A 13,735-nucleotide genomic window follows, 5' to 3' on the forward strand; every position below is an offset into this window, starting at 1 on the left:
TACTTCTCTGGTGCTTTTTTTGTTAATTAGCTTTATAAAGAAAGTTATTCATGAAGCATATATTATTAGTAGAGGATGATCTGACCTATTCCAGAATCGTTAAGACCTTTCTTGAGAAAAATGGATTTACCGTGCAGACAGCCGTTAAAGTCAAAGAAGCGCAGCAATTTTTCAGCAATTCCAAATTTGACTTAATTATTGCTGACTTCAGACTGCCTGATGGAACCGGAATGGAACTCCTTCAGTGGTCAAAAAGCAACTATCCGCAAACTCAAGTGATTCTGATCACTCATTACTCGGATATACGAATAGCCATCAAAGCCATGAAACTAGGGGCATTCGAATACATCACTAAGCCCATCAATCCTGATGAGCTTCTGGCCACCGTGAAAGAATCTCTTTCTGCCAAAGTAACAGAACTGGTATCTGAAGAGATAGATACCATCACCAAACCACCTTCATCATCTAAGAAATCCTTCAAAAGCAACTATGTAGTAGGCGGCTCTGCCGAAGCCGAAAAACTGGAAAAACACATCCAACTCGTTGCCCCTACTGATTTGAGTGTTCTTGTGCTTGGTGAGACGGGAACCGGAAAAGAATTTATTTCTCGGAGAATCCATGATTTCTCCACAAGAAAAGATGGGCCATTTATCGCCATTGATTGTGGGGCCTTGCCTAAAGAACTTGCCGGAAGTGAACTCTTTGGTCATGTAAAAGGAGCATTTACAGGTGCATTGGAAAACAAAACAGGCCACTTCGAAATGGCGAATGGCGGTACAATATTTCTCGATGAAATCGGAAATCTAAGCTATGAAGTCCAAATACAGCTTCTCCGGGCAATTCAGGAAAGAACAATCCGTAAAATCGGTGGTAACAAAGAAATCCAAATCGATGTCCGGATAATCGCTGCTACTAATGACAATTTATTGATACAGGCTGGAGAAGGGAATTTCCGTGAAGATCTTTATCATAGACTTAATGAGTTTACCCTAAGTGCAATTCCACTTCGAAGCAGAAAAGAAGATTTGGAAAACTTTGCAGACCAGTTCCTCGAAGAAAGCAATGAGAGACTTGAGAAAAATGTAAAAGGCTTCTCACCGGAAGTTTGGGAGATTTTTATCGCCTACGATTGGCCGGGAAATTTGCGTGAATTGAGAAACATTATCAAACGTGCCGTACTGCTTTCACCTGCATCGCATGTGGAGAAAGATGCATTACCGGCAGATCTTTATGAGCCTTCCGCCAGCATAACAGGACTGAAGGGCAGCATGAACTCAATTTCCCGACCATCCGATCTCCCTTCACCGAAGGATTATAAATCACAATGGGTGGAACAAGAAAAAGAATTGATTCAAAAAGTATTGACTGACACCAAATTCAACAAGTCTAAGACAGCTCGAATCCTGAATATGGACCGCAAAACTCTTTACAGCAAAATGGAGAAATACGGATTAGACTAATTTGCTACGTTTGCGGTTTTTTCGATGGTCTCGTTAAGCGCTGCCAGCAAGATGCGGATTTCCTCATCCAGCTGATTCAGGGTGTCACCGAGGCCATTTTTATTTCCGATCTTCAAGCTGTTCTCTACTTTTCTGGCAGTTTGTCCTGCAGAACTCTTAATTTGTCCAAGACGACTTCCCAACTGATGACAGATCTCTAGGATCTCATCAAAATCATCATTCAGTCTGGCCTTTTTCAACTTTTCAAGATCTTTTTGAGTCTCTCCCACTAGTTCCCGTACAATGTCCTGAAGCAATAACTCATCTCCCATACAGAACCTAGCCAAGTCCTTCAACTGAAACAATGTACTCTCGGTTTCACTTATTGCGTGATTCACAGGCGTATCTTTCACTACGTGATTCGGGAAGAATTTGCCAAGACATTCAATCAAAACGCGTTCTTGGAAGGGCTTAAAAATAATCTCTGTAAAACCGCTTTCCATCATTTTTTCCCGTTCTTCCACGAAGACATTTGCCGTCATTGCCAGAATCGGCATTTCCTTATACATGTCTATAGACCGTAATCTTTTCACCACATCAAACCCGGAAAACTCAGGCATCTGTATATCTAAAATAGCCAGATCAAAATCAATGGCTACAAACTCATCCCGGAAGTTGGTCCCTCCTGGATAAGCTATAATTGATGCTCCAAAATAACTTAGAATAGTCTCCAAATACCTGATTCCTACTTTATCGTCATCAACGAGCAGAATTTTCAATCCCGAAAGATCAAGCGAGACGATCTCATCAGGATTGAATTCCACCCGCTGAGCTTCTGTAGCTGTCATCGGCAAACTCACCAGCATGGTAGTCCCCCCGTGCTCCACACTAGATGCTGTAATCTCTCCATCCATCAAGGAAACTAGGCGTTGCACAATCGCCAATCCAAGCCCCGTTCCCCCGTATTTTCTCGAAATTGAAGTGTCCGCCTGATCAAATTCCCTAAAAACTTTCTCCAGCACCTCCGGAGACATTCCGATGCCCGTGTCCTTTATTTCCACAGTTAGCGCACCTTTGCCCCACCTCACATTTACGCAGATTGCACCTTCGGAAGTGAATTTGAAAGCATTACTCAGCAGATTGTTCAGTATCTGCTTGAGCCTAAGCTGATCTCCGATCAACCACTTATTTTCAGGAAGATCTAAGGACCACTCAAAGCCTATCTTCTTCTCCACTGCCTGCAATTCGAAGAAATTCTGCAAAGAGGAGAAAAGTGACTCCGGATCAAATGGACGGGCTTCCAACTTTAACTTACCAGCTTCCAGCTTGGAAAAATCCAGCACTTCATCCACTATTTCCATCAATGTATCCGAGGCAAACCCTATCATTCTCAGATGGGATTGCTGGCTAGAGTCCAGTTCCGATTTCTCCAACACCGATCTATATCCCTGAATCACATGGAGTGGATTACGAATTTCATGACTCATGTTGGCCAAGAATTCCTGCTTTGATCTTGCTAACTGCTCAGATTTCAGCCTGGAAGCCTCAAGATTCTCCTGATACTTCTTGGTCACTTTAATCTCTTTCAAAATCGAGTATACCATGATACCCGCTCCTATTACCGCCAATACTACAATCATGATCAGAAAATACGTCATGTCATAGGTCAGTTTATAGGCAGAATCATTCTGTCGGTCTGATTTCTCCAGTGCCCGCTGCTGCAGTGTGCTTACCAGATTTTGAATGGTATTGATAATCTTGCTTTGGCTTATAGAAATATCGGCCTCCATTTTGGCCAATCTTTGTCTTTGATAAGCTTCTTCCCGATTGACTCTGTTCATTACACCTTTGATACTATACAGCACACTATCCAGTGTCTGGCTTGGTGGCATATTGGGGTCACGAAGATTCTGCCTTTGCAGATCGCGTAGATAGGCGATGGATCTATCATCTTCTTTTGCTATAATAGCTTGGTTAGCCATAGCTTCCTGACGCATAGTAATCTCCCGTTCCAACTCGTTGAAAAGGTAGTCCTTTGGGTTGATCCTGCCAATTGGGCGTTGTTCTAAAGTAGCGGCTCGCCTACGAATTCCCAGTTCGACTTTATTCAGCGCTTCTTGGGTGAAATTCCTGTTGGCCAAATTTGTCTTAACCTCATACAAATTGATATAACCAACAATAAGCGTGTCGAGATTGGTCTGTACACTGTGTATATAGGTGCTCTCAAGGGAATCCTCCGCAAGGGAACCTAATTCCTCTAGCTTATTTTTGAGTGAAACTACACTTGAATCCTGCACTCTAAAATCCTCGTCTACCCCTGAATGGTCAAATTGAGTGATTTGTATGATCTCAGACTGTAATTCGTTCAGAAGGTTGAGCTTCTGATTTGGCTCAGCGAGCTCCTTCATGGTAGCAAGGAGTCTATTCTGGGTATAGTAAGTCAATCCCGCCATCCCGATCAGGAATATAGCAGCTATGAAAAAGCCGGTAACGACTTTTCCAGCGGTACTGGAACTTGGGGATTTTCTCTTCATCAAAAACACATTATCCCCGGAACCAATAATTATTCCAAGTGGGAATTAAAACTTAAAGACAGTATATCCTTTCGGAACATATGTAGTCACCGTTGTCAAGGCAGAAAGTGCCACATTTACACCATCGTATAAATCACCTTTTTTTAAGCCTCTTGCCTGTAGAGACTGTCCACAAACCAGCGCCTCTACACCCGCTGCTTCCAATGCCTCATATACAGGGAGGTTTGGGTTGTCAGTATTGAAACGTTTGTTGTACTCCTCATTGTTCAGCAAAGTGAAGATCGCCCCGCCATGAACCACCACTTTCACGTGCATACGCTCCTGTGGAACGCCGGCAAGACCGTGAAGATTCATCATCCGGGCTACATTATCCACCCACCGGCTGATCTCGGAGTTGTCCGCTCCGCCCGTGGACATGTCCACTAAGATATAATATTCCAAGCTTCCATCGGGTCTTTCTGTTGCGTCAGGCACTTCATAAATTCCTCCGAATCCTTTAACAAGTGGAAATTGAGCGGTTTGGGCAAAAGAAAACCCAAGCGTAAAAAACGTAAAACAAAAGATAGCCGAGGCAAATAAACGATCCATAAGTCAGTAATTAGGCTGAAAATGTAAGGAAAATAACGGGGAGGAGAGATGCCGATGGTGGAAAAAGATTTTGTTGGCCGCTATTAGTGTAATCACGAATGATAGATACACCCTCATCTATTCTTTAATTCTCCAATATCTTAAATACTTCCTCAGTTAGCATATCTCTGTGTTTCTCATAGCCCTCCACAAATGGTGTTTTCACATACATCGTATCGGGAAACTTAGAATTGATTTCAGAGAAGAAATAATCAATAAACTCTTTAGTAGTATCAAATTCCTCTCTCATCAGCTTTGGAAAAGTATCTACTGTCCAGTCTATCAAAGCTTTTGCAGCAATGATCATTCTTGGTTTATGAAACTGCATCCCTCTATTTTCGAAGTACCCTAGGTAAAGTGCCAGCTCGCTACTTAAAGAATTTACTTTTCCCCATGTTATTTCTTTGTTGGCTTTGACTGCCAAGTGTCTCATATATAAATATCTAATCTGAGGATAACCTAGAATTGCAAATCCATCTGTTAACTCATTCACTTTTTTCACATCATTTTGCCATTCTGGCCTTTCGAGTATTTTATCTTTAAACAGTTCGCTCATCTCGGAATCGATTTTATAAATGATTTCGATCATTTTTTCGGCAAACCTGTGATTTCGCTCAATTGTGAGTTTCTCTTTGTGCTGAGGCAAATATTCCTTGGCAAGTTGAAAACCTCTCCAAACCAAATACAGGCTAAAGCCAGAAAAAACTGCAGTAAAAAAAGCAAAGTAGGTTTCCATTAATTGGTAGATTTCATTCCAACGTTCGTACATTTTTCAAGATAATACTTTCTAATAATCCCCTCCTTAATTTGACTTTTTTAAAAGTAATTGGATAAGGCATTCCGGTTTGTGGAGACACAAACCGGGGCGAAGCGATCAAGCAAAATCATAAATCTCAACTTTAAAAATGCCTTCGTAAATCGTACTTCTAAAATCCTAAATCAAAAAAGCCTCAACCGAATAAACGATCAAGGCTTTGATTGTGCGCACGAGAGGATTCGAACCTCCACACTACTTAAAGCACCAGCCCCTCAAGCTGGCGTGTCTACCAGTTTCACCACGTGCGCGGTTAACAGTCTGCAAAAGTATCAGACTTGTCTATTCCAAACAAACCTGATTAAAACCTTTTTTGATTATTTTCTTGGGATTACCCTTCTAGCCACCGTTCGCATCTCAAAAACGGGCAAATAGATCACCCGTAAACTTTCCTTTCAGCAGCCAAGAGCGTATTATACAACAAGGAAGCTATCGTCATTGGGCCCACACCGCCCGGCACAGGTGTGATTGCAGAGGCTACTTCAGACACTTCATCAAACTTTACATCTCCGACCAATCTGAAACCGGACTTCTTACTTGCATCTTCGATTCGGTGTATTCCTACATCGATCACCACAGCACCTGGCTTCACCATATCCACCGTCACAAAATGAGGCTTGCCCAAAGCCACGATAAGAATGTCTGCGGTTTTTGCGATTTCCGGAAGATTGGCAGTCCGGCTATGGGTCAGGGTAACGGTTGCATTTCCCGGATAGCCATTTCTGGCCATCAGGATACTCATCGGACTTCCCACGATATGACTTCTACCGATCACCACGCAATGCTTGCCTGAGGTCTCAATATTATACCTTTTAAGTAATTCTATAATGCCGTAGGGAGTAGCCGCCACATAGGCCGGCCAATTCAACGCCATTCGTCCTACGTTAGCAGGAGTAAATCCATCAACATCCTTTTCAGGCCTGATTTTATCAGTCACTTTCTCTACTGAGATATGCTTAGGCAAAGGAAGTTGTACGATCAATCCGTCGATAGACGAATTCTCGTTGATATCAGCAACTACTTTCAGCAATTCTTCCTCCGACACATTTTCTTCCAATCTCACCAAGGTGGACTCAAAACCACATTCCTCACAAGCCTTCACTTTAGCTCCTACATAAGTCTGACTTGCTCCATCACTTCCCACGAGAATAGCTGCCAAATGAGGCGTTTTACCTCCTTCAGCCTTTATTTCCGCTACGCGGGCTGCGATTTCAGATTTGATTTCAGAGGATGTTTTTTTACCGTCGATAAGAATGGACATTTCTATTTTTTGGTTTACGATTTCAGATTTACGATTTACGAGATCTTCAGGAACCCCAGTCCTTAAAATTACAAAGGATGCCGAAACACTGTTTAAGATTAAGAAGATCTTGCTGTTTTTATGCTTGAAACAATAATTGCTACTATTTCATCTGCTTCTTTAATTAGTCTTGCTATTTCAGAAGATAATTCCTGATTGGTATTTATTTCATCTATCACTTCAAGAAAGAACTGACTTTCATCCCCCTCTTCCTCAACTATTTTCAATTTATTTATAAAATCCGCTTTTGATTTTGCCCTTCCCACTGCCCGGTAATTCGCAGCAACAGAACTGGAGCTTCTTATCAACTGATTTACATAACTATTATATTCTCTCGAATGAGGTAATTTCGAACACAATCGCCAAACATCTGTGGCGAACTGCTTTGTTCTTTTAATCATTTCCTGTTTCATAACGAAAATTAGATTAAGTGGACAAACTAAACTTATGCATAAAAGGCCACAAAACTAAATTCGAAAATATCAAATCGGAAAATTGGGCTATGAAGATCAAAAGAGCCTCGTAAATCGTCCTTCGTAAATCATAAATCTGATTAATCCAACTTCAATACAGCCATAAATGCCTCCTGAGGCACCTCGACGTTTCCGACTTGTCGCATTCGCTTCTTACCTTTTTTCTGCTTTTCCAAGAGCTTACGCTTACGGGAAATATCACCGCCATAACACTTTGCCAATACGTTTTTGCGCAAAGCCTTTACAGTCTCTCTTGCAATGATCTTCTGCCCAATGGCTGCCTGAATAGCGATTTCAAACATTTGACGAGGTACCAGTTCCTTCAGCTTTTCGCACAGTCTTCTTCCCCAATCGTAGGCTTTATCCCTATGGACAACTGCCGACAAAGCATCAACAGGCTCTCCATTTAGCATCACATCCAGCCTCACCATATGCGACACTTCGTAGCCTTTCAGTTCATAATCCAAAGAAGCATAGCCTCTTGAAATGGTTTTCAGCTTGTCGAAGAAGTCAAAAACGATCTCCGCCAATGGCATGTCGAACGTAAGTTCAACACGCTCCGAAGTCAGGTAAACCTGGTTTTTGATCTGTCCACGCTTGTCCATACAAAGCGTAATCACCGCTCCTACATATTCCGCAGCAGTAATGATGGAAGCTTTCACATATGGCTCCTCGATATGCTTCATCCGAGTTGGATCCGGCATATCTGATGGCGCATTGATAATCTGATACGTATCATTGGTCATCAGCGCCTTAAACTGAACGGAAGGTACTGTGGTAATCACAGTCATGTCAAATTCACGCTCCAAACGCTCTTGGATAATCTCCATATGTAGCATCCCCAGAAATCCGCAACGGAATCCAAAGCCCAATGCCATAGATGTCTCAGGCTCCCAAACGAGCGAAGCATCATTCAGCTGAAGCTTCTCCATAGAATACCGAAGCTCTTCATAATCAGTAGTCTCTACGGGATAAATCCCTGCAAAAACCATAGGTTTCACATTTTCAAAGCCGTGGATGGCCTTGTCACAAGGTCTCTTGATGTGCGTGATCGTATCCCCAACTTTGATTTCCTTGGCGACTTTCACCCCAGAAATCAGATAGCCCACATTACCGGCACTCATGGTTTGCTGAGGAATTTGATTTAGTCCCAAAATACCAATTTCATCCGCCTCATATTCTTTTCCGGTGTTGACAAATTTGATTTTATCGCCTTTGCTGAAAGTACCGTTGAAGATTCTGAAAATCACCTCCACTCCACGGAATGGATTGTAAACTGAATCAAAAATCATCGCCTGAAGCGGTGCCTCGGGGTCTCCTGTTGGAGCAGGAATTCTATTCACCACGGCCTTCAGTATATCATCAATGCCTATACCTGTTTTGCCGGAAGCCAAAATAATATCCTCCCTATCACAACCGATCAAATCAATCACCTCATCGGCAACAGCTTCCGGATCAGCTCCGGGAAGGTCAATTTTATTCAACACCGGAATGATTTCCAGATCATGGCCAAGAGCCAAATACAAATTGGATATCGTCTGTGCTTCAATTCCCTGGGAAGCATCCACAATCAATAAAGCGCCTTCGCAGGCGGCGATTGACCGGGAAACCTCATAAGAAAAATCCACATGACCCGGTGTATCGATCAGATTGAGTGTGTAGACTTCACCCTCATGCGTATATTTCATCTGGATCGCATGAGACTTGATCGTGATACCACGCTCGCGCTCGAGATCCATATTATCCAACAATTGATTCTGCATATCACGGTCAGCGACCGTCTGGGTCTCTTGCAGTAATCGATCCGCCAGTGTACTTTTCCCATGATCAATATGGGCAATGATACAGAAATTCCTTATTTTTTGCATATCCATTCTGCCCGCAAAAGTAGTAAATAAGTGGGAGATAAGAGAATTTTCAAACTCAAGTGTCAATTTTCAATGTTCAAATTCAATGATCAAGGAAAGGCTTAATGCACTTTCATTTGAAAATTGATCATTGTTGATTGATAATTGAAAATTTACCCAACTTTGCACTTTCAAAAGCCAGTAAAATGCAGTCAGTAGCCGAAAACAAAAAATCTCAAAATATAGCCGAATACATCATCTACATGTACCAGATGGAAGATTTGATCCGATCCTACCAAGGAGATCGGGAGGAAATCAAAACCTTTGTAGTAGAGAAATACCCTGTTTCAGAAAAAGAGAAAAGAGAAATAGCTGATTGGTATTTGGCACTTCTAGATCAGATGGAAGATCAGGATATTCTGACAAAAGGGCATTTGGAAGAACTTAACTCTTTAGTTTCAGAACTTGCACAAATCCATTGGAATCAGCTCAAAACCGACCCCGTCTACTTTGAAGCTTACAGAAAAGCCAAGCCATTTATCTTGGAAACAGTGATGCAGGCAGAAGGGCTAGACCTTGGAAATGAAATTCAAATCTGCCTGAATGGAGTTTACGGCTTATTGCTTTGCCGGCTGCTGGGAAAGAAAGTCTCCGATGAGCAATTGAAGTCAGCTGATGCTTACGGTGATATTCTCAGTACGCTGAGCTATCATTACAAGGTGAAGAATTCGATTTCGAAGAATTGAACAGAAATGAGATTGAAAGATTTGAAGATTGTCACTTGGGATTGTAACGGTGCATTTAGAGAAAATATCAATTTCTTGACGAATTTGATGCTGACATATATGTAATCCATGAGTGCGCCGCCCTTAGAATGCAATCATTCCTAATATGCCGATTGGGCAAACAACCATTTACTGTGAATTCACGATTTAGAATTTTTTAATCTTTCAATCAGCAAGGAACTCCCACGCACTTCTATAGCCTCCATGATTTTCGAAATACTGAAGCAGCTTGTCGAAAAACGGGTGCTGAGCCAGTGTGCTGCTATCTCCGATCAATACCAGCTTTCGCTTCGCCCTGGTCAGCGCAACATTCATTCTGCGCTCTTCTGACAAGAAGCCAATTTCTCCACTCTCATTGGATCGGGTAAGGGAAATCATCATCAGATCCCGCTCTTGCCCCTGAAAACCATCCACTGTATCTATAGTGATTAGCCCTTTTGTCGCCAGTAAATTAGGATAATCATCCGAATCGAAAATCAATGCTCTCAATCTCCGCACTTGTGCACCATAGGGAGCGATCAAGCCAATCGTCCAACCCTTCTGGATAAAATCTGAAGTTCCGATTCTTTCCACAAGATCATTCAAATACTTCGCTGCAAATGCTGCTTCCTCCGGATTGAATGTACTTAGACTCTCCGGCTCCTGCTGATCCGAATAGCCCGCTCCGGCAGTGTCTATCCACTCTAAAAATGCTTCGTCTTCAGAAAACACATGAGCTTTGGTACGTTCATCCGCAATCAATCTTCCCTGATAGAACTGCTCATTCGAAAAACCCATAATGACTTCGGGCATTCTATATTGTACTTGCAGCATTTGTGCAGCTTGGGATTTTCTGGAAATCACTTTCTCAAAAAGCGTCTCAGCTAATCCATCTTTTGCCGCCTGATAGGACTTGATAGTAGGCGGAAGCTGGCAGTGATCGCCTGCAAAAACCACCTTCTTGGCCTTCAGAATGGGAATCCAAGTTGCTGCTTCCAATCCCTGCGCAGCTTCATCAATAAAAACCACATCAAATTCCATCCCCTTCAGGTTGTAGGACGATGCTCCTACAAGGGTACTTGCAAATACTTTCGTTTTCTGAAAGATATCGTACTGAATGTATTCCTCCAGCGATTTAGATGCTTCCCGCAGTCGGGAAACCTCTCCGTACATAAGCTTCCGCTGCCCACGTTCCTCTGAGCCAAAACTCCGTTTGTATTGTTTGGCCAGTTTCAGGTATTGGTCTGTTTCTTTACGGAGCTTTTTAAGATCCTTATAGCTGGAATGAAAAGCTGTCTTGGCATCGAGCGTCTGATTTAGGATTTTCTCCTCTACACGGGCGGGATGGCCTAAGCGCAAGGTTTCTATCCTCCGATCGATCAGTTTCTCTACCAGCAAATCCACAGCAGCATTACTTGGCGCACACACCAAAACCGATTCTCCTGCGATCACTGAATCTTGGATCGCCTCGATCAGCGTAGTCGTTTTTCCAGTTCCGGGGGGTCCATGCACCACAGCCACGTCCTTGGCATTTGCGATCAGTTCGCAGGCTTGGTTTTGGGAAAAATTGAGATTGGTCTTCTGAGCAAGATACTTATTAAAAAAAACCGGAGCTTTCTCACCCAGCAAAATAGTCTTTAATTCTTCCAATCGTTTGTTTTCCGATGAGATCACCTTCTTCATCGCATGTTCCATTTCCCGATAGCTTGCCTCATCAAAGAGTAAGTCTACTCCCAATTTACTTCCATGCATCCACTCAGGCAACTCATCAGCTTGCAAGGTAACTGTCATGGTGTTTTGCTTTACAAAATTGACTACACCGTTAACCCTATCTTCAGGGCTGTTATAAGACTCATGGGTACTGAAAAATGTAACAGATTTACCTGAATTAAAAGCTGAAGCATGAGTAGAGTCCAGGCGTTCCACCTCCACCAATAGCCGCTCACCCATTCCGATTTTACTTTTTTTCAGATGGACAGGGTGCCAAGTAATTCCTTCTTTTTTCTTCTCAGCTAAAGAGGAGTTTAGAAATTTCTGCTTGTATTGGGCGAGATCTTCCTGCCATTCTATCTTCAGCAGTTTCAGTCCTTTAGTTAATTCTTCCGTGATATTGGCCATCAATGCGTATTTTAGGCGAAACTAATGAAAACTCATCAAGAGTTTCTCCAATTCATCATCTCCTATGAACTACTTAGCCCACGCTTATCTATCATTTGGTCAGGATGAAGTACTTGTGGGTAACTTTATCGGAGACTTTGTAAAAGGAAAAATGCTGGGTTCCTTTCCACAAGAAGTCCAAAATGGGATTAAGCTTCATCGGGCAATAGACAAGTTTACGGATACGCACCCGCTGGTTCATGCCGGGCAAAGTTATTTAAGACCAAAATTCGGACATTACGCCACCGTGATTACGGACATTTTCTTTGATTATTACTTGGCAAGGAACTGGGAGAAATATTCCAGAATCCAGCTAGAAGAGTTCATTCAAAACACATTTTCCACCCTTCGCCATTACCATCATCTTTTTCCTGACCGTTTTACAAGCATGTTTCAATGGATGGTACAGGATAATTGGCTTTTGAAATACAGGGAAATTGAGGGCATCCGGCAAACACTCACAGGCATGTCCCGAAGAACCCGCTTCGAATCCAAAATGGAAGTAGCACACTTGGCTTTACTTGAGAAAGACGCAGAATTTCAAGTGATATTCTTCGCTTTTTTCAAGGATTTGGAGACTTTTGCACAAACCAAACTAGTTGAAATTCAAAATACCCATGCTGGTCATTAAACCAAAAGTCTCTACCTACATTTCATTAAGCCTAATACTACTAATTCTTATTTCGGGCTTAGTATATATTCTTAGGGATTTTGCCTATAAAGGAAGTTTCGGAATCTGGTTTTATTTGATTGCGTGCACGCTGATCACTCTTGTGATCTTGATGCTTCTGGTGAAGATGCTGGCAGGCTTTCGATTTATTACTGCGGGAAGGGATCAGATCATCGTCAGATTACCTTTGAGGGGATATTCCAAAACCTATCCAATTTCACAGATTCTTGCCTGGGAGGAAGAAATCGTAGTAGCGAATAAAAAAGAATTCCGTCAGGTGACCGTAGCATTCACGGATCGGCAATCTATTTCCGTGTCAAATCATGAGCATGATGCTTACAAAGACTTACTAGCCTACCTGACCAAGAAAGCGGGAAAGCGGAAAGTGAAAGGAAAGAAGTGATCAGTCTCAGTATTTTTTCAGTACCTGAAAGAGCCACCGTTAGTTCCACATGAACGGTTTACATGTTTTGCAGTCTTTCCTTGCATATTAGGATCTCCGCACAAAATTCCATATTCATGGTTAAAGAAAAAGCAAAAAAGCCTGAGATTGATCTCAGGCTTTCGGTTATTTTCTTGTGCGGAAATTCTCATCGTATAGATCAACACTTTCTTGAATGATGCGCATCGCATCTTCTTTGCCCAGGAAGTCTTCTACCTTCACTTCTTTATTTTCCAGCTTCTTGTAATCTTCAAAGAATCTGTGGACTTCTTTCATCAAATGTGGAGGAAGGTCGTCAATATCGTTGATGTAATTCACAGACTGGTCTCCGGCCGCCACGGCAATGATTTTATCATCCGCTTCGCCACCATCTATCATTCTCATCACGCCGATAACTTTGGCTTCTACCAGACACATGGAAGGGATATCAATCTGAGAGATAATCAGAATATCCAATGGATCATGATCTTCGCAGAAAGTCTGTGGAATAAATCCATAATTTGCAGGATAATGTACCGCAGAGAAGAGCACTCGATCCAGCATCAGCATCCCGGTTTTCTTATCCAGCTCGTACTTTCCTTTACTGCCCTTAGGTATTTCTATTACACCTGTTACGAATTCAGGGGCATTTTTCCCAATGTTGACGTCATGCCAGGGATTAATCATAG

The 13,735-nt window shown here is 42.3% G+C and carries 12 protein-coding genes and 1 tRNA gene; 4 read left to right on the forward strand and 9 right to left on the reverse strand.

Annotated features, from left to right (window positions below):
- The first annotated feature begins 50 nt into the window (after nucleotides 1-50).
- Entirely contained in the window at nucleotides 51-1,460 is a 1,410-nt protein-coding gene (locus tag ID165_RS17145; RefSeq protein ID WP_192346355.1) for a sigma-54 dependent transcriptional regulator, read from the forward strand.
- Here the strand turns inward: ID165_RS17145 and ID165_RS17150 are convergent.
- The 7 genes from ID165_RS17150 to lepA form a co-directional block, all read right to left on the reverse strand.
- Nucleotides 1,457-3,973: an ATP-binding protein gene (locus tag ID165_RS17150; RefSeq protein WP_192346357.1), complete on the reverse strand. Its 2,517-nt coding sequence runs from the start codon at nucleotides 3,971-3,973 to the stop codon at nucleotides 1,457-1,459. The genes ID165_RS17145 and ID165_RS17150 overlap by 4 nt on opposite strands.
- A 45-nt stretch (nucleotides 3,974-4,018) precedes the next feature.
- On the reverse strand, nucleotides 4,019-4,561 hold the full coding sequence (locus tag ID165_RS17155; protein WP_192346359.1) for a DsrE family protein: 543 nt from the start codon (nucleotides 4,559-4,561) through the stop codon (nucleotides 4,019-4,021).
- Between the two features lie 124 nt (nucleotides 4,562-4,685).
- Nucleotides 4,686-5,336: a hypothetical protein gene (locus ID165_RS17160; RefSeq protein WP_192346361.1), complete on the reverse strand. Its 651-nt coding sequence runs from the start codon at nucleotides 5,334-5,336 to the stop codon at nucleotides 4,686-4,688.
- 245 nt (nucleotides 5,337-5,581) lie between these two features.
- Nucleotides 5,582-5,665: transfer RNA gene (locus ID165_RS17165), tRNA-Leu, on the reverse strand.
- Between the two features lie 125 nt (nucleotides 5,666-5,790).
- Nucleotides 5,791-6,675: a bifunctional 5,10-methylenetetrahydrofolate dehydrogenase/5,10-methenyltetrahydrofolate cyclohydrolase gene (locus ID165_RS17170; RefSeq protein WP_192346363.1), complete on the reverse strand. Its 885-nt coding sequence runs from the start codon at nucleotides 6,673-6,675 to the stop codon at nucleotides 5,791-5,793.
- Between the two features lie 98 nt (nucleotides 6,676-6,773).
- Complete coding sequence (locus ID165_RS17175; RefSeq protein ID WP_192346365.1) at nucleotides 6,774-7,127, reverse strand: four helix bundle protein; 354 nt, start codon at nucleotides 7,125-7,127, stop codon at nucleotides 6,774-6,776.
- A gap of 140 nt (nucleotides 7,128-7,267) precedes the next feature.
- Complete coding sequence (lepA, locus tag ID165_RS17180; protein WP_192351636.1) at nucleotides 7,268-9,061, reverse strand: translation elongation factor 4; 1,794 nt, start codon at nucleotides 9,059-9,061, stop codon at nucleotides 7,268-7,270.
- A gap of 179 nt (nucleotides 9,062-9,240) precedes the next feature.
- Between lepA and ID165_RS17185 the strand changes: the two genes are divergently transcribed.
- Nucleotides 9,241-9,780 carry a DUF4924 family protein gene (locus ID165_RS17185; RefSeq protein ID WP_192346367.1) on the forward strand — a complete coding sequence of 180 codons (540 nt, stop codon included), beginning with the start codon at nucleotides 9,241-9,243 and terminating at the stop codon, nucleotides 9,778-9,780.
- Nucleotides 9,781-9,984: 204 nt separating this feature from the next.
- Here ID165_RS17185 and ID165_RS17190 read toward each other — a convergent pair whose 3' ends face one another.
- Nucleotides 9,985-11,916, reverse strand: coding sequence for an AAA domain-containing protein (locus tag ID165_RS17190; protein ID WP_192346369.1), 1,932 nt, complete (start codon nucleotides 11,914-11,916; stop codon nucleotides 9,985-9,987).
- 64 nt (nucleotides 11,917-11,980) lie between these two features.
- On the opposite strand from ID165_RS17190, the gene ID165_RS17195 reads away from it, so the two are divergent.
- Both ID165_RS17195 and ID165_RS17200 read left to right on the forward strand, forming a co-directional pair.
- Nucleotides 11,981-12,586, forward strand: a complete 606-nt coding sequence (locus tag ID165_RS17195) for an ACP phosphodiesterase (RefSeq protein ID WP_192346371.1) — start codon at nucleotides 11,981-11,983, stop codon at nucleotides 12,584-12,586.
- A complete protein-coding gene (locus ID165_RS17200; protein ID WP_370539704.1) occupies nucleotides 12,555-13,028 on the forward strand; it encodes a hypothetical protein in 474 nt (157 codons plus the stop codon). The genes ID165_RS17195 and ID165_RS17200 overlap by 32 nt, the downstream gene beginning before the upstream one ends.
- A gap of 165 nt (nucleotides 13,029-13,193) precedes the next feature.
- Here the strand turns inward: ID165_RS17200 and ID165_RS17205 are convergent, their stop codons facing one another.
- Complete coding sequence (locus tag ID165_RS17205) at nucleotides 13,194-13,733, reverse strand: inorganic diphosphatase (RefSeq protein WP_192346373.1); 540 nt, start codon at nucleotides 13,731-13,733, stop codon at nucleotides 13,194-13,196.
- Nucleotides 13,734-13,735: the final 2 nt, after the last annotated feature.

Origin of the sequence: Algoriphagus sp. Y33, assembly GCF_014838715.1 — a bacterium.
Classification (GTDB): Bacteria; Bacteroidota; Bacteroidia; order Cytophagales; family Cyclobacteriaceae; genus Algoriphagus.